The sequence below is a fragment of the Massilia agilis genome, from assembly GCF_024756255.1.
GTDB classification, from domain to species: domain Bacteria; phylum Pseudomonadota; class Gammaproteobacteria; order Burkholderiales; family Burkholderiaceae_D; genus Telluria; species Telluria agilis.
On sequence record NZ_JANUHB010000003.1, the window covers coordinates 289,340 to 305,564 of the forward strand.

Genomic DNA, 16,225 nt, shown 5'->3' on the forward strand with positions numbered 1-16,225 from the left:
GGAGCCCAATGCCGGCAACCAAGGCGCAGCGCAAGGTCTCCGGCTTCACCCTGGTGGAGCTGCTGGTCGTGATGGTCATCATTGGCATCACGCTGGGGCTCGCTACGCTGAATGCGATTCCGAGCCCGCGCCAGGACTTGCAGAAGGAAGCGCAGCGCATCGCGCTGCTGCTGCAGCTGGCGCGTGACGAAGCGATCGTGCGCAACCGGCTGGTGTCGTTCGAGGCGGACGGCAACCAGTATCACTTCCTGGTCCGCAACGAAAACGGCTGGTCGCTCATCACCAACGACGACCTGCTGCGCGAGCGCAGCTTTGCGCACGGTCCGGTGCAGCTGATGCTCGACCCGCCCGCCGCCGGCAGCACCGACCGGCTGCGCATCACCTTCGGCCGCGAGCCGGTCGACAAACCCTTCGTGCTGACCCTTGCCAGCGGCGACAACCGCGTGGCGATCCGCGCCGATGGCGTGGGCCATTTCACGGTCGAACAATGAACGCGCGCCTGCACGCACGCCCACGCGGTTTTACCCTGCTCGAAGTGCTGGTGGCGCTGGTCATCGTCGGCACCGCGCTGGGCGCCGGCCTGCGCGCGGTGGGCAGCCTGACGCAGAACAGCACCGGCTTGCGCACCGCGATGATGGCGACCTGGTCGGCCGAAAACCGGCTGGTGCAGATCCGCCTCGGGCGCGAGTTCCCCGAAGTGGGCAAGCGCAGCTTCGACTGCCCGCAAGGCGACCTGAAGCTGGTGTGCCAGGAGGACGTGTTCACCAGCCCGAACCCGCTGCTGCGGCGGGTCGAGGTGTCGGTGTTCGACGCGGCCAACCCGAACCGGCGCATCCTGAAGCTGGTGCAACTGGTGCCGAGGCCGCGATGAAACAGCGCACGCATGGCTTCACGCTGGTCGAGCTGCTGGTGGCGATCGGCATCCTGGCGATGGTGGCGGTGCTGGGCTGGCGCGGCCTGGACGGCATCGTGCGCGCGCGCGTGGCGCTGACGCAGCAGATGGAAACGACGCGCGGCATGCAGCTGGCGTTTGCCCAGATGCAGAGCGACTGCGAGCACGTGGCCGGGCAGGACATCATGGACAAGCGGCCCTACCTGTTGGCCGACAAGGACCGCCTGACGCTGGTGCGGCTGGTCTCCAACGAAAACGAGCCGACCCGGCTGCAAGTGGTGGCCTACCGCGTGGTGGACGGCACCCTGACCCGGCGCGAGTCGAACGGCACGCGCGACCTGGCCCAGCTGGACGCGATCTGGAAGACGATGACTTCCGACGCCGACACCAGCCTGCAAGGCCAGGCGGTGGGCCTGCAGAAAGGCGTGACCGGCATGCAGGTGTTCACCTGGCAGAACAACCAATGGCGCACCGGGCCGCTGCTCACGCAGGCCGACGTCGGGCTGGCGTTGCCGCCGACCGGCGTGCAGGTGGCGCTGTCCACCCAGGGCGCGCAGGTGCCGATGACCAAATCCTTCCTGCTCGGAGGCGCGCTATGAAGATGAGGATGCGCGCGCGCGAGCGGGGCGTGGCCGTGATCACGGCGCTGCTGCTCACCACACTGGCCATCTCGATCGTGGCCAGCCTGTTCTGGCAGCAGCAGGTGCAAGTGCGCTCGATGGAAAACCAGCGCCTGCAGCTGCAGACGCAGTGGATCGAACGCGGTGCGCTCGATTGGGCCATGCTGGTGCTGCGCCAGGATGCGATGGACAACCCGCTCTACACCTCGCTCGACCAGATCTGGGCAACGCCGCTGGCAGAGACCAGGCTCGACCAGTACATCGAGCGTGAACGGGTGCAGGGCGAGAACTTCAACGCGACCCTGTCCGGCAACGTGATTGACGCGACCTCGCGTTATAATTTGAGCAATTTGGCGAAGGACGGCCAGGTGGATGACACGCAGGCCAAGGTGTTCAGCCGCCTGCTGGGCAACCTGCAGCTCAATCCGTCGCTGGCCATCCAGACGGCCAAATTTGTCGCGGCAGGCCAGACGCCGAAACCGCCGGACGGGCAGCCGGCCGCGCCTTCAACGCAGAGCAAGACCATGAAGCTGGTGCAGCTGGAGGACCTGCTGGCGATCCCCGGCTACACCCCGGCCATGATCGACAAGCTGCGGCCGTTCGCGATCGTGTTGCCAAGCCTGGATGTGACCAAGGTGAACGTGAACACCGCACCGGCCGAGGTGCTGGCTGCGCTGGCGCCGAATTCGTCGGTCATGCAGGCCAATGCGCTGGTGTACCGGCGCAAGCAGGCGCCGTGGAAGGATGTCGGGCAGTTCCAGACCGAACTGGGAACTGACCAGGATTTGACCAATATCGCATCCGTGAAGAGCGACTGGTTCCTGGTGCAAAGCCACATCAAGCTCGACCGTGCTACTCTGAACGCCGAGGCGCTGGTGAGTCGCGTGGGGAACAGTATCCTGCGCAGTCCGGAAGTGAAATGGATTCGCCAAATCTAGAACAAGAAAGAGAGCCAGTTTGACTACACTCTACATCCGGCATCCGGCCCGGGCGGAAGGCGAAGGCGCGCTGTGCAGCTTTGCGGTCGTCGGCGACGCCGGCGCGATCGAGCAGGCCGGCGTGGGCGCGTTGCGCAACCTGGGCGACCTGGTGGCGGCCGCGCGCCGCGTGACCCTGATCATCTCGGCCGCCGACGTGACCCTGCTGTCGGTGCAGGCGCCGCCGCTGTCCGGGGCACGCCTGAAGGCCGCGCTGCCGGGCCTGGTCGAAGAACATGTCTTGGGCGACCCGCTGGAGGCGGTGCTGGTGGCAGGTCCCCAGCAGCCCGATAACACCCGGCCGGTGGCAGTGGTGCAGCGCGACTGGCTCGAGCCGCTGGTGCGCACGCTGCTGGCGCAAGGCGCGCGCACCGTCTCGGCCGTGCCGGCCCAGCTGTGCCTGCCGCTGCTGCCGGGCAGCGTGACGGCGGTCATCGGCGCCGGCGAGCTGACGCTGCGCCAAAGCCAGTACCAGGGCCTGGGCCTGGCGCTGGACGGCAACCCGGCGATGGCGCTGCAGACCGCGCGCGCGCTCGGTGGCGATGCGCCGCTGGTGCTGTACGTGCCGTCCGAGCAGCTGGGCGAATACCAGGCGCTGGCCGCCGAGGCCAGCCCCGGCGTGTCGGTGGAGGCGGACGACTGGGCGCACTGGATCTCGGGCTCGAAGAGCACCGCGTTCGACCTGGTGCCGGGCCTGGGCGCGGCCGGGGCGCCGCAGCGCGACTGGCGCCGCTGGCGCTGGCCGACCCGCCTTGGTCTCTTGATCCTGATCATCAATCTGGCGGCGCTCAACATCCAGTGGCTGCGCCTGCGCGGCGAGGCGAATGCGATCCGCCAGTCGATGACCCAGACCTTCCGCGCCGCCTACCCGAACCAGCCAGTGATCGACCCGGTGGCCCAGATGCGCCAGAACATTACGCGCGCCAAGGCGAGCAGCGGCGAGCTCGCGCACGACGAATTCAACTACCTGGCCGCGGCGCTGGGCGAAGCGGTGCGCGGGCTGGGACGCCAGCCGGGCATTTCGTCAATTGAGTACAGGGAACGCGCGCTGACGGTCAAGGTCAAAGCCGAGACCGTGGACCCGTCGCTGACCAGCCAGCTGAAAACGGCGCTGGCCACGCGCGGCATCAGCCTGGAAGAAACCGCGCCGGCCACCTGGCGCGTGGCAAGCACAGGAGCAAGGCAATGAACGTGGCCGGAACCTTGGGCCAGGCGCGCGCGCGCGCGTTGGCATACTGGATGGCGCGCACCGAGCAGGAACGCCGGACCTTGTCGATCGGCGCCGGCGTGCTGCTGCTGGCGCTGGCCTACCTGGTCCTGATCGCGCCGGCCTGGGAAGGCCGCGCCGAGCTGCGCCGCACGCTGCCGCAGTTGCGCCAGCAGGCCGCCCAGCTGCGCGCGCTGGCGGACGAGGCCAGGAGCCTGGCCGCGCAGCCGGCGCCGCAGGTGGCGCCGATGACGCGCGAGGCGCTGCTGGCCAGCCTCACGGCGCGCGGCATCAACCCGGCCTCGCTGACGCTGACCGGGGAATACGCGAAGGCACAGCTGAATAATGTTTCGTTCGCCAACCTGATGGCCTGGCTGGACGCGCAGCGGCGCGAAAGCCGGGTCCAGCTGCAGGACGGGGCGATCACCGCGCTGCCGGTGGCCGGGCAGGTGGACGCCACCCTGACGCTGCGCCAGGCGACGGCCGGGGCCGCTGCCCAATGAGGCGGCTGCTGTTGTGGCTGGCGCTGGTGGCGCTGGTGGTGGCGGTGACGGTGCTGGCTTTCCTGCCGGCATCTTGGCTGGGACAGATGGTGGAGCAGCAGACCGGCGGCCGTTTGACGCTGGGGGATGCGCAGGGTACGCTGTGGAACGGTTCAGCCTTCCTGGGCGGCGCGGCGGGCGAGGGCGGGGCGGTGACGCCGCTGCTGCCGGGGCGCTTTGCCTGGCGCCTGTCGCCGGCGGTGCTGGTCGGGCGCGTGAGCATGCACGTGGAGAACCCGCAGGCGCTGTCGCAGCCGCTGGCGGTCGAGGGCAGCTGGTCCGACTGGCAGGTGAGCCCGGGCGAGCTGCTGCTGCCGGCCGCGGGGCTGGTCGGGCTGGGCGCGCCGCTGAACACGCTGGCGCCCACCGGCACGATCAAGCTGAACTGGAACGCGCTCGAGGTGGCACGGCAGGGGCAGATGGTGGCGGTGACCGGCCGCACGGTGCTGTCGATGACCGACATGGGTTCGCGCATGTCGCCCATCAAACCGCTGGGCAGTTATGAAATGGCGATGGACTGGCACGGCCAGCAGGCCGCGCTGGTGTTGCGTACGCTGCGCGGGCCGCTGCTGCTGTCGGGAAATGGCAGCCTGCAAAACGGGCGCCTGCAGTTTTCCGGACAGGCCGAGGCGGCCGAAGGTTACGAGGACACGCTGGGCAACATGCTCAATCTGTTGGGCCAGCGCCGAATGGTGAACGGCAAGAAAGTTATCGCGCTAGAGTTCAGATAAATGAAAAAAAATATCCGTAGCACACTTACCCTGCCGGCCCTGCGCCGGACCGTGGCCGGCGCGATGCTGTGCTGTGCAGCCCTGGCGGCCGTGCCCGCTCCGACCTATGCCCAGAACGGCACGGCGGGTGGCGCGGCCCTCAACTTCGTCAATGCCGACATCGAATCGGTGATCAAGGCGGTCGGGCACTACACCGGCATGACCTTCATCATCGACCCGCGCGTCAAGGGCACGCTCACGCTGGTGTCCGAGCGGCCGCTGACCAAGGCGCAGGCGTTCCAGCTGCTCACCTCGCAGCTGCGCCTGCAGGGCTACGCGGTGGTCACCGGCGACGGCTATGCCAAGGTGGTGCCGGAAGCGGAAGCCAAGCTGCAGGCGGCGCCGACCCAGGTCGGGGTGAAGGGCGCCAAAGTGCACGGCGACCAGATCGCCACCCAGATCTACCACCTGTCCTACGAGTCGGCCGCCAACCTGACCGCGGTGCTGCGCCCGCTGGTGTCGCCCAACAACTCGATCATGGCCGACCCGGGCAACAACAGCCTGGTCATCACCGACTATGCCGACAACCTGCGGCGCCTTTCCAAGATCATCGCCGCGCTCGATGCGCCGGTGGCGGGCGACCTGGACGTGATCCAGATCCACAACGGCATCGCCACCGACATCGCCACGCTGGCCACGCGCCTGATGGAGCCGGCCCCGGGCGGCGACTCGGGCCGCGTGACCGTGCTGGCCGACCCGCGCACCAACTCGGTGGTGGTGCGTGCGCCGTCGCCGGCCAAGGCGAACCACGCGCGCGCGCTGATTGCCAAGCTCGACAGGCCCACGCAGGAACTGGGCAACGTGCACGTGGTGTACCTGAAGAACGCCGACGCAACCCGCGTGGCGCAGACCCTGCGTGCGGTGGTGTCGGGCGACGTGTCGGCCGCGCCGCAGGCGGGGCAGGGCACGCAGGGCGGCTCGATCCCGGCCGGCACGCTGGGCGGCGGCATGTCCGGCCAGGGCTCGGCCACCCAGCCGGTCGGCACGCAAAGCCCGACCGGCTTTGGCGGCCCGACCAACACCTTTGCCCAGCAGGGCCAGCAGGGCGGCGCCAATGCGCCGCAGGGGTCGGGCTTCATCCAGGCCGACACCTCCACCAACAGCCTGATCATCACCGCCAACGACGCGATGTACCGCAACCTGCGCGGCGTGATCGACCAGCTCGACGTGCGCCGCGCCCAGGTCTACATCGAGGCGCTGGTGGTCGAGGTGACATCGAACAAGGCGTCCGACTTCGGCGTGCAGTGGGTGGGCCTGACCGGCAACGCCGGCAGCAGCTACCGCGTGGGCGGCCTGCAGTCGTTCGGCCAGGGCACGGTCAACAACATCGTCAACCTGGCACTGGCCGCGCGCACGGGCCTTGGCACCGGCACCACCACGACCGCCAACCCGGCACAGCTGATACCGGGCGGCCTGTCGATCGGCCTGTTCCACCAGTCGTCCGACGGCCAGCTGGGCCTGGGCGCCGTGCTGCACGCACTTGAAACGGACGGAAACGCCAACATCTTGTCGACGCCGAACATGATCACGCTCGACAACGAACTGGCCACCATCAAGGTCGGCCAGAACGTACCAATCCTGAGCGGCGCGTTCACCACGACCAGCGGCACCGCGACCAACCCGTTCCAGACCATCGACCGGCGCGACGTGGGCCTGCTGCTGAAGGTGCGGCCGCAAATTTCCGAAGGCGGTACCATCAAGCTGGCGATCTACCACGAGAATTCGAGCGTGGACCGGTCGACGCTGAACTCGCCCTCGGGCATCACCACCAACGTGCGCGCGATCGAAAGCAACGTGCTGGCCGACGATGGCCAGATCATCGTCCTCGGCGGCCTGATCGAGGACAACGAGAGCGACGGCGAGGAGCGCGTACACGGGCTGGCGAGCATTCCGGTACTGGGCAACCTGTTCAAGACCCGGACCCGCGCCCGTACCAAGACCAACCTGATGGTATTCCTGCGCCCGGTGGTGGTGCGCAGCAAGGAGGCGACGGCCAGCATCACGATGGACCGTTACGACTACATCCGCGCCGCCGGCGAAGTCGCCGTGCCGCCGAGTGGCGAGCCGCTGCTGCGCAACCTCGGGACGCCGGTCTTGCCGCTATTGACCAACGGCCAGCCGCCCACGGGCGGGCAGATGGCCACGGTGCCGCTGCAACCGGCCCAGGCGCCCGCCAAGGGAGCCCAGCCGGGCGCGGCCACGCCGGCCACGCCGGCGGCACCGCCGATCCAGAGATAAGCCAAGATGAACAACCTGTTGCCATACGCTTTCGCACGCGACCACGGCGTGCTCGCGCGTTCCAACGGCGACCCGGCGCAAAGCGTCGAAGTGCTCGTTTCCAATGCCACCGCCCCGGCCGCGATCGCCGAGGTCTCGCGCCGCTTCGGGCGCATCGCCCTGCGCCGCATGGAGCGCAGCGAGCTCGACGCGGCCATTGCCGCCGCCTATGCCGCCGCCGGCGGCGATGCCTCGCAGGTGGTGGACGAGTTCGATGCCGACCTCGACCTGACCAAGCTGCTGCAGGACGTGCCGGCCATCGAAGACCTGCTCGAATCGTCGGACGACGCGCCGGTGATCCGCATGATCAACGCGCTGCTGACCCAGTCGCTGCGCGAGGGCGCGTCCGACATCCACATCGAGCCGTTCGAGCAGACCTCCGTGGTGCGCTTTCGCATCGACGGCGCGCTGCGCGACATCGTGCGGCCCAAGAAAGCGATCCATGCCTCGCTGATCTCGCGTATCAAGATCATGAGCCAGCTGGACATCGCCGAAAAGCGCCTGCCGCAGGACGGCCGCATCACCCTGCGCGTGGGCGGCAAGCCGGTGGACGTGCGCGTCTCGACCCTGCCCACCGGCCACGGCGAGCGCGCGGTGCTGCGTTTGCTGGACAAGGAAGCCGGGCGCCTCGACCTGGGCCACCTGGGCATGAGCGACGCGCTCTTGCCGCAGTTCGACAAGCTGATCAACCAGCCGCACGGCATCGTGCTGGTCACCGGCCCGACCGGTTCCGGCAAGACCACCACGCTGTACGCGGCGCTGTCGCGCCTGAACGCGGCCACCACCAACATCATGACGGTGGAGGACCCGATCGAATACGACCTGAACGGCATCGGCCAGACCCAGGTCAACGCGCGCATCGACATGACCTTTGCCAAGGCGTTGCGCGCGATCCTGCGCCAGGACCCGGACGTGATCATGATCGGCGAGATCCGCGACCTGGAAACCGCGCAGATCGCGGTGCAGGCCTCGCTCACCGGCCACCTGGTGCTGGCGACCTTGCACACCAACGATGCCGCCTCGGCCGTGACGCGCCTGCTGGACATGGGCATCGAACCGTTCCTGCTGTCCTCGTCGCTGCTGGGCGTGATGGCGCAGCGCCTGGTGCGCAAACTCTGCCCGCATTGCAAGAAGTTCGACGGCCAGACCTGGCACGCGGTGGGCTGCGAGCGCTGCGGCCACACCGGCTACCACGGCCGCGTGGGCGTGTACGAGCTGCTCGAAACCACCGAGCAAATCCGTGCGCAGATCCACAACCGCGCCAGCGAAGCCGAGATCCGCGACACGGCGCTTGCCACCGGCATGAAGACCATGCGCGAGGACGGCGAGCGCTGGATCCATGAAGGCGTCACCACGCAGGCCGAGCTGGTGCGTGTGACGAAGGACTGACGCCATGCCGGCCTTTCGCTACGAAGCCGTCGATGCCGCGGGCGCGACCCGCAAGGGCGTCGTCAACGCCGACAGCCCCCGTTCGGCGCGCGCCGACCTGCGCACCCAGGGGCTGACACCGCTTGCCGTCGAGGCCATCTCGGCCCAGGTCGACGAGAGCGGCGCCGCCAAAAGCCGGGGCTTTGGCGAGCGCCTGTCGCAAAACGAGCTGGCGCTGTTCACGCGCCAGCTGGCCAGCCTGCTGGAAGCGGGGCTGCCGCTGGAACAGGCCTTCACCGCGCTGCTGGAACAGGCCGAGCGCCCGTACGTGCGCGACCTGGTCGCCTCGATCCGCTCCGAAGTGATGGGCGGCGCCTCGTTCTCTGCAGCGCTGTCGCGCCACCCGCGCGACTTTGCCGAGATCTATCGCGCGCTGGTCACCTCGGGCGAACAGATCGGCCAGCTGGCGCGCGTGCTGTCGCGCCTGGCCGACTACATCGAGCGCCGCAACGCGCTGGTGCAGAAGGTGCGCCTGGCCTTCACCTACCCGGCGATCGTCACCTTCGTCGCGTTCGCGATCGTGATTTTCCTGCTCACCTACGTGGTGCCGCAGATCGTGTCGGTGTTCGCCAACACCAAGCAAAAGCTGCCGGTGCTCACGGTGGTGATGCTGGGCGTGTCGAACTTCGTGCGCGCCTACGGCATTTACGTGGCGCTGGCGCTCATTGCCGCCTGGTTCGCGTGGCGGCGCGCGCTGCAGAACCCGGCGCTCAAGCTGCGCTGGCACGCCTGGCTGCTCGACGCGCCGGTGTACGGCAAGTTCGAACGCAGCCTGAACACGGCGCGCTTTGCCAGCACGCTGGCGATCACCACCGGCTCCGGCGTGCCAATCCTGAGAGCGCTCGACACCAGCCGCGATACGTTGTCCAATGTGGCCATGCGCGACCTGGTGGAGCAGGCCACGGCCAGCGTGCGCGAGGGCGTGAGCCTGGCGCGCGCGCTGTCGGCGCAAAAGCACTTTCCGCCGATGCTGGTGCACATGATCCGGGCCGGCGAGATCACCGGCGAGCTGCCGGCCATGCTCGAGCGCGCGGCCAACTCGCAGCAGGCCGACCTGGAGCGGCGCACCCTGACCATCGCCGGCCTGCTGGAGCCGGTGCTGATCCTGGCCATGGGCCTGGTGGTGCTCCTGATCGTGCTGGCCGTGCTCATGCCTATCATCGAAATCAACCAGCTGGTGCGCTAACCGAGGAGCCTAATGAAGCGTCTGCCCATCGTCCTGACCCTGGTCGCCCTGATCGTGCTGGCCGCCTCGGTCGCCTACTGGATCCTGCAGCTGTACCAGCCGCCGCAGCGTCCGATCACGGCGCCGCCGCTGGCCGAGGCGCCCGAGCCCAGCATGGACGCGGCCGGCACCCTGTTCGGCGGGCAGGCGGCGGCGCAGGTGGCGACCAACTACCAGCTGACCGGGGTGATCTCGGCCGGGGCGCAGAGCGTGGCCATCATCTCGGCCAACGGCGGGCCGGCCAAGGCGCTGGTCATCGGCAAGGAGATCGCACCGGGCGTGTCGGTGAGCGAGGTGCATGCGCGCTATGTGATGTTGTCCGACGGTGGCGTCATGAAGCGGATCGACCTGGCGCCGGATACCAAGGCGGCAGCACCGATGGGGGCGGCAGCGGCGCCGGCACCGGCGGCCGCGCCCTCGACGGCGGGCTCGGCGGAAGGCGACGTGGCGGGGCGCGGCGACGTGGGCGTGCATGACGAGCCGCCGCCCGCACCGGCGCCGGCGCCCGCACCAGCGCCGGTGCTACCCGGGGCGCAGGCACCGGCTCCGGGGCCGAGCGTCACGTCGCCGCCGCTGACGCCGGGCGCGGTGCCGCAGGCGCCTGCCACTGCACCGACCCAGATGCCGTCGCCGGTGCGCTCGTCCGCCAGCCCGGTCAGCCAGCCGCCGCAATCAAGGTAGGGTGGGCACTCGTGCCCACGCGGTATTACGCGCCAAGTGCGCGCTCCTGCGACAAGGACGGGTTTTCATGAGCTGCGTGTTGCCGCGTGGGCACAAGTGCCCACCCTACCGCCGCAGCGCGGTGAACGCCGCAAACTCCCACGACCTGAAACCCAGCAGCAGCGTGAACCCGTCACGCTCGTCCGGCGCCAGCCGCCGATCGTTGCGGTGCAGCCGCGCCAGGTCGCCGGCCAGCTGGTGCAGCTTGTGCGCCAGCTCGTGCGCGCTGGCGAGCGACAGCCGCGCCGGCAGGCACATCAGCGTTTCCCCGGGCCCGTCGAAGCGGCCACTGAAGTAGTCGGCCACCACGTGCTGGCGGAAGAACTGCTGCACCGGCCCGTCCGGCAGCCAGCGGAAGGCGTTCGACACGCGCAGGCTGTAGCGGTTGAGCGGCTTGAGCTCGATCAGGCCCAGCCGGTCCAGCTCGGCCATGTACTGGATGCATTCCGGCGTCGAGATCCGGTAGGTCTCCACCACCTGCTCCAGGCTCCAGTGGCCGAGGCAACAGATGGCCACCAGCAGCAAGCGCGGTTGCGCGACCAGCGAGGTTTCCTGCGGCATCGTCAGGGTGTCGGCGGCCGGCCGCGAATCGGCGGCGCGGCGCAGCACGTCCTCCAGCGCAATGCCGCACGCGGTGCAGATCTGCGACAGCCGTGACAGCGACATGTCCTTTTGCCCGAACATGCGCTTGACGCTCGATTCGCTCATGGCGATGCGCTCGGCCAGCGCCTTGTAGGTGATGCCGGCGGCGCGCAACTCGGCGCGCAGCACATCGAGGACCAGTTCCGGTGAGCTCATGGGAAGACCTGTTGTTGTGGGGAAGGTACCGCAAGTTGATACCGAATGTACAACGCGGCGGTACTTCGCACAAGCTGCTGGCGCAAGCAGGGCGAACCGTAGACACTTTGATCATGCGGGGCCGGGACATGGGCTGGCATACCCGCAGTGGGCACAGGACGTGCCCACTTCCCTCCGAATTTTGCGTCGCGCCGTGCTGGCGGCGGCGCAACACACATGGCCTGATCGCGGGCGCCCGGTGCGGGCGTCCGCAGGCGGCCGGTCAAATTCCCTGCAAACCACAGAAGCACGTCGTCCCCGCGAAGGCGGGGACCCATGCTGAGTTTGTGTCGCTCCGGCGATTGCAAGTGCTGCGTGCCGGGAAGCATCGCATGGGTCCCCGCCTGCGCGGGGACGACGATTCAGATTTCGACACTTAACGCGAACCGAGATGTCGTTAACCCTCGTCCGGCTCCAGCTTGACCTTCTTGAGCGCGCGCTTGGCGGCCGAGCGCTGGGCCGATTCGGTTTTCACGTGCGGCCCGGCCGAGCGGTTCTTGGCAAAACCGGCAAACGGGTTGCGCGGCTTGCCCAGTCCCGTCGGCACGCCCGGCTTGGCGAGCAAGCGCATTTTCTGCCGGGTGGCCAGTGCCTTGTTCGCCATCGCCGTCCCCTTTACAGCACGTAGCGCGACAGGTCTTCGTTCACCGACAGCTTATCCAGCCGCTCGTTGACGTAGGCCGTGTCGACGGTGACGGTTTTGCCGCTCGATTCGGTCGCGGAGAACGAGATTTCCTCGAGCAGCTTTTCCATCACCGTGTACAGGCGCCGCGCGCCGATATTTTCGGTGCGCTCGTTGACCGAGAACGCGATCTCGGCCAGCCGGTGGATGCCGTCCTTGGCGAATTCGAGCTGCACGCCCTCGGTCGCCAACAGCGCCTGGTACTGCTTGGTCAGGCTGGCGTCGGTCGAGGTCAGGATGCTCTCGAAGTCGGCGATCGACAGCGACTCCAGCTCGACCCGGATCGGGAAGCGGCCCTGCAGCTCCGGGATCAGGTCCGACGGCTTGGACAGGTGGAACGCGCCCGAGGCGATGAACAGGATGTGGTCGGTGCGGATCATGCCGTACTTGGTGTTGACCGTGGTGCCCTCGACCAGCGGCAGCAGGTCGCGCTGCACGCCCGCGCGCGAGACGTCGGCGCCGCCATGTTCGCTGCGCGAGGCGATCTTGTCGATCTCGTCGAGGAACACGATGCCGTTCTGCTCGACGTTGGCAATCGCCTTCTGCTTGAGCTCCTCGTCGTTGATGAGCTTGGCCGCTTCTTCCTCGGCCAGCACTTTCATCGCGTCCTTGATCTTCATCTTGCGCGGCTTCTTGCGCCCCGCGCCGACGCCGGCGAACATGCCCTTGATCTGCTCGGTCATCTCTTCCATGCCGGGCGGCGCCATGATTTCCATCTGCGGGCTGGCCTCGGCCACCTCGATCTCGATGTCGCGGTCGTCGAGCTGGCCCTCGCGCAGGCGCTTGCGGAAGGTGGCGCGGGTGGTGTCGTTGTCCTTGTTCTCGCTGGCGGCCACGTTAAAGCCGAAGTCGCGCGGCGGCGGCACCAGGATGTCGATGATGCGGTCTTCGGCCGCGTCCTCGGCGCGCTGGCGCACCTTCTTCATCTCGCTGGCGCGGGTCTGCTTGATGCCGATGTCCACCAGGTCGCGGATGATCGTGTCCACGTCGCGGCCGACGTAGCCCACCTCGGTGAACTTGGTGGCTTCGATTTTGATGAACGGCGCGTCGGCCAGCTTGGCCAGGCGGCGCGCGATCTCGGTCTTGCCCACGCCGGTCGGGCCGATCATCAGGATGTTCTTCGGCGTGATCTCGTGGCGCAGCGGTTCCTCGACCTGCTGGCGGCGCCAGCGGTTGCGCAGCGCGATCGAGACCGCGCGCTTGGCCTTGGCCTGGCCGACCACGTGCTTGTCCAGTTCCGAGACGATTTCCAGGGGTGTCATGTTCATGTTGGGTACCGCTTAGTCGAGCGTTTCGATGATGTGGGACATGTTCGTGTAGATGCACAGCTCGCCGGCGATGGTCAGCGCCTTCTTCACCACGTCGGCGGGGGCCAGGTCGGTATTTTCCTGCAGCGCCTTGGCCGCGCTTTGCGCGTACACGCCTCCCGAGCCGATTGCGCCGATGCCATCCTCGGGTTCGAGCACGTCGCCGTTACCGGTGATGATCAGGGTCTTCTCGCGGTCGGCGACCAGCAGCATCGCTTCCAGCTTGCGCAGCATGCGGTCGGTGCGCCAGTCCTTGGCCAGCTCGACCGAGGAGCGCAGCAGGTTGCCCTGGTGCTTTTCCAGCTTGCCTTCGAAGCGGTCGAGCAGGGTGAAGGCGTCGGCAGTGGCGCCGGCGAAGCCGCACAACACTTTGCCGTTGTACAGCGTGCGTACCTTGCGCGCCGAGCCCTTCATGACCACGTTGCCGAGGGTGACCTGACCGTCGCCGCCGAGTGCGACCTTGTCGCCGCGGCGTACGCTCACGATGGTGGTGCCGTGAAATTGTTCCATTCTTTGCCTCTTGGTTGTTCAGCCAATCGGAGGTGGGGATGGCGACGCCAATTGCAAGGCTGGCCGGCGCAATTGTTGGGTTGGTAGGGTGGGCGGGTCTCCCGCCCACGCGTCCAAATGGCGCGCGACGGGCCATGTACGCTTGATTTGCACGCGTGAGCAAGGAACTTGCCCACCCTTGTCAATACTTGTTCGCGAACAGCCGGGCGCTGTCGGCCGCGCCCAGCAGGCGCAGCAATGGCCCGACCAGGTGGTTCAGCTCGCGCAGCTCGATGTTGCGCCCTTCGGCCTTGAGTACCCGCAGCTGGCCCTCGAGGGCGCTGGCGGCGGCATGGTCGATCCGCACCAGGCGCGAGCAGTCGAGCACGGCCGGGTCGGCGCTGCGCGCATAGCTGTCGATCGAGGCCAGCAGGGCGGCAGGGTCGCCCTCGACGGTGGCGGGCAGCATGAAACGGTCGCCCGCGGCGGCGCTGGCGGCGGCGGTGGCCACCCGCAGCGGCGCCTCAAAGCGCGGCGGCTCGGTTTCGAAGGTGACCCGGTAGTCCATCGCGGTTTCTTCGAAGTCCTTGGCGCGGTCGGTCAGCTGCAGCAGTTCGAGCAGCAGCAGCCACGGCGCCTGGCTGGCGCCGCGCTCGCCGATCGAGAGCATCGGCCGCAGCACGCCGACCAGGGTATCGGCGCTGCCCAGCACCAGCTCGCTGCCGGCGCGGCGCAGGGCGCGCAGCCCGTCCAGCAGGCAGCTGCAGCCCTCGGGCGTGGCGCCGCGCACGCCGCCGAATTCCAGCCGCAGCACCGGGCTGCTTGCGGTGCAGTCGAGCAGGCGTTGCAGCTGCGGTTCGATGTGCGGGCCGAGCACGCCCGAGAACGCTTCGGTCGGCGTGACCCCGGCGAACTGCGGCTGTGGCGCGCTGGCGGTGCGCGCTTTCCAGACCGGGGGCGAGGTCTCGAAATGGATCGCATAATCGATGGCGATGCTCTCGAAGTCCTGTTCGCGGCCACTGACCTGGTACAGGTCGAGCAGCATCCACCAGGGCACGCGCTGGCTGCGCCCGTCGCCGATCAGGCTGGCGCGCAGCAGGCGCTCGGCCGCCAAGCTTTCGCCGTTGGCGTAGAGCATTGCGGCTTCTTCGGCGACCGGCGGAATGGCCGGGGTGCCCGGGGACATGCCGGAGGCCAGCTCGGACGGAGCCAGTTCATAGGCGGGCGAGGGGGCGGCGGCGGCCGGCGTGCGCGGCGCATTGCTGCCCCAGGCAGGCTCGTCACTGAAGATGTCGGATGCCATCTCCAGTTCGATCGCATCGATCTTGGCGGCGGTGGCGCGCGCGATTTCGCGCTGGCGCGCCCGGTCGGCCTCGCTGTCCTGGCGCGGCACGTCGCCCGTGCGTGCGCGCACGCCGGACGCAGCCGCAGGCGGCTCCTGCTTTCTCTTGAAAAAGGAGAAAAGGCCCAAATCGATGTCCTGTCTGTCAGATCAGGCAGGGCTGCGCGGGACGGCAACCCCGGTCCGGATTGCCACGACCTTGGAGGTGTGGCGCGCTAAGTGTATCCGATAGGAAAGCGCTCGGCCATAAGGAACACCAAGTGTGCCGCGTAAACAAAAAAAGCATGCGACCTGCGCCGCATGCTTTCTTTGGACGGGTGTGGACTGGCTCAGTCGCCGTACAGCTTCTGCTTCAGTTCGCGGCGCTGCTGGGCCTCGAGCGACAGGGTGGCGGTCGGGCGCGCGATCAGGCGCGGAATGCCGATCGGTTCGCCGGTTTCCTCGCACCAGCCGTATTCGCCCGACTCGATGGAGGCCAGCGATTGCTGGACCTTCTTGAGCAGCTTGCGCTCGCGGTCGCGCGTGCGCAGCTCGAGCGCATGCTCTTCCTCGATGGTGGCGCGGTCTGCCGGATCGGGAACCAGCACGGTTTCGCGCAGGTGCTCGGTGGTTTCGCCGGCGTTCTTCAGCAGCTCTTTTTCGAGCGCCTGGAGCTTGGCCTTGAAAAACGCGAGCTGGGCCGGGTTCATGTAGTCCTCGTCGCTCATTGCCCGAATCTCGTCTTCCGTCAAGATGCGTTCTTCGGCCTGGGCGGCGGCATTCGGTTTGGTTGTTTTAGTCATGACTTCACTTACCTTTGATACGACAGGGGTTTGCATTCTATCAGCTAACTCGGCGGCACCATTCGCCGCGCCAGTCAGGCGTGCGTCGGTACCAACCGTTGGTTCACTGCCTGCCTTGGCCGTTGGCT

17 protein-coding genes are annotated in these 16,225 nt (G+C 68.0%); 11 read left to right on the forward strand and 6 right to left on the reverse strand.

What is annotated here, in order from left to right:
• Positions 1-8 precede the first annotated feature (8 nt).
• Genes NX774_RS14900 through NX774_RS23400 form a run of 11 tightly spaced genes read left to right on the forward strand, consistent with a single transcriptional unit; the run spans position 9 to position 10,619 of the window.
• Positions 9-491, forward strand: coding sequence for a GspH/FimT family pseudopilin (locus NX774_RS14900; protein ID WP_258823026.1), 483 nt, complete (start codon positions 9-11; stop codon positions 489-491).
• On the forward strand, positions 488-871 hold the full coding sequence (gene gspI / locus NX774_RS14905; RefSeq protein WP_258823027.1) for a type II secretion system minor pseudopilin GspI: 384 nt from the start codon (positions 488-490) through the stop codon (positions 869-871). The genes NX774_RS14900 and gspI overlap by 4 nt, the downstream gene beginning before the upstream one ends.
• Positions 868-1,491 (forward strand): PulJ/GspJ family protein, encoded by a 624-nt coding sequence (locus tag NX774_RS14910; RefSeq protein ID WP_258823028.1) that lies wholly within the window; start codon positions 868-870, stop codon positions 1,489-1,491. Before gspI ends, NX774_RS14910 begins: the two co-directional genes overlap by 4 nt.
• On the forward strand, positions 1,488-2,450 hold the full coding sequence (gene gspK / locus NX774_RS14915) for a type II secretion system minor pseudopilin GspK (RefSeq protein WP_258823029.1): 963 nt from the start codon (positions 1,488-1,490) through the stop codon (positions 2,448-2,450). Before NX774_RS14910 ends, gspK begins: the two co-directional genes overlap by 4 nt.
• A gap of 19 nt (positions 2,451-2,469) precedes the next feature.
• Entirely contained in the window at positions 2,470-3,678 is a 1,209-nt protein-coding gene (gspL, locus tag NX774_RS14920; RefSeq protein WP_258823030.1) for a type II secretion system protein GspL, read from the forward strand.
• Entirely contained in the window at positions 3,675-4,199 is a 525-nt protein-coding gene (locus tag NX774_RS14925; protein WP_258823031.1) for a type II secretion system protein M, read from the forward strand. The genes gspL and NX774_RS14925 overlap by 4 nt, the downstream gene beginning before the upstream one ends.
• Positions 4,196-4,969, forward strand: a complete 774-nt coding sequence (gene gspN / locus NX774_RS14930) for a type II secretion system protein N (RefSeq protein WP_258823032.1) — start codon at positions 4,196-4,198, stop codon at positions 4,967-4,969. The genes NX774_RS14925 and gspN overlap by 4 nt, the downstream gene beginning before the upstream one ends.
• Positions 4,970-7,246 (forward strand): type II secretion system secretin GspD, encoded by a 2,277-nt coding sequence (gene gspD / locus NX774_RS14935; RefSeq protein WP_258823033.1) that lies wholly within the window; start codon positions 4,970-4,972, stop codon positions 7,244-7,246.
• A 6-nt stretch (positions 7,247-7,252) separates the two neighbouring features.
• Complete coding sequence (gene gspE / locus NX774_RS14940; RefSeq protein ID WP_258823034.1) at positions 7,253-8,674, forward strand: type II secretion system ATPase GspE; 1,422 nt, start codon at positions 7,253-7,255, stop codon at positions 8,672-8,674.
• A gap of 4 nt (positions 8,675-8,678) precedes the next feature.
• Positions 8,679-9,899 carry a type II secretion system inner membrane protein GspF gene (gene gspF, locus NX774_RS14945; RefSeq protein ID WP_258823035.1) on the forward strand — a complete coding sequence of 407 codons (1,221 nt, stop codon included), beginning with the start codon at positions 8,679-8,681 and terminating at the stop codon, positions 9,897-9,899.
• 12 nt (positions 9,900-9,911) lie between these two features.
• Positions 9,912-10,619 carry a type II secretion system protein N gene (locus NX774_RS23400; protein WP_307731288.1) on the forward strand — a complete coding sequence of 236 codons (708 nt, stop codon included), beginning with the start codon at positions 9,912-9,914 and terminating at the stop codon, positions 10,617-10,619.
• A gap of 105 nt (positions 10,620-10,724) precedes the next feature.
• Here NX774_RS23400 and NX774_RS14955 read toward each other — a convergent pair whose 3' ends face one another.
• The 6 genes from NX774_RS14955 to dksA form a co-directional block, all read right to left on the reverse strand.
• Entirely contained in the window at positions 10,725-11,456 is a 732-nt protein-coding gene (locus tag NX774_RS14955; RefSeq protein WP_258823036.1) for a helix-turn-helix domain-containing protein, read from the reverse strand.
• A 436-nt stretch (positions 11,457-11,892) separates the two neighbouring features.
• Positions 11,893-12,099: a hypothetical protein gene (locus NX774_RS14960; protein ID WP_258823037.1), complete on the reverse strand. Its 207-nt coding sequence runs from the start codon at positions 12,097-12,099 to the stop codon at positions 11,893-11,895.
• Positions 12,100-12,110: 11 nt separating this feature from the next.
• The gene (hslU, locus tag NX774_RS14965) at positions 12,111-13,445 is read right to left on the reverse strand and encodes an ATP-dependent protease ATPase subunit HslU (RefSeq protein ID WP_258823038.1); all 1,335 of its coding nucleotides are present in this window, start codon (positions 13,443-13,445) and stop codon (positions 12,111-12,113) included.
• A gap of 12 nt (positions 13,446-13,457) precedes the next feature.
• Positions 13,458-13,994: an ATP-dependent protease subunit HslV gene (gene hslV, locus NX774_RS14970; protein ID WP_258823039.1), complete on the reverse strand. Its 537-nt coding sequence runs from the start codon at positions 13,992-13,994 to the stop codon at positions 13,458-13,460.
• 181 nt (positions 13,995-14,175) lie between these two features.
• Positions 14,176-15,387, reverse strand: coding sequence for an STAS domain-containing protein (locus tag NX774_RS14975; protein ID WP_258823040.1), 1,212 nt, complete (start codon positions 15,385-15,387; stop codon positions 14,176-14,178).
• 257 nt (positions 15,388-15,644) lie between these two features.
• Entirely contained in the window at positions 15,645-16,097 is a 453-nt protein-coding gene (gene dksA, locus NX774_RS14980; RefSeq protein ID WP_258823041.1) for an RNA polymerase-binding protein DksA, read from the reverse strand.
• Positions 16,098-16,225 lie beyond the last annotated feature (128 nt).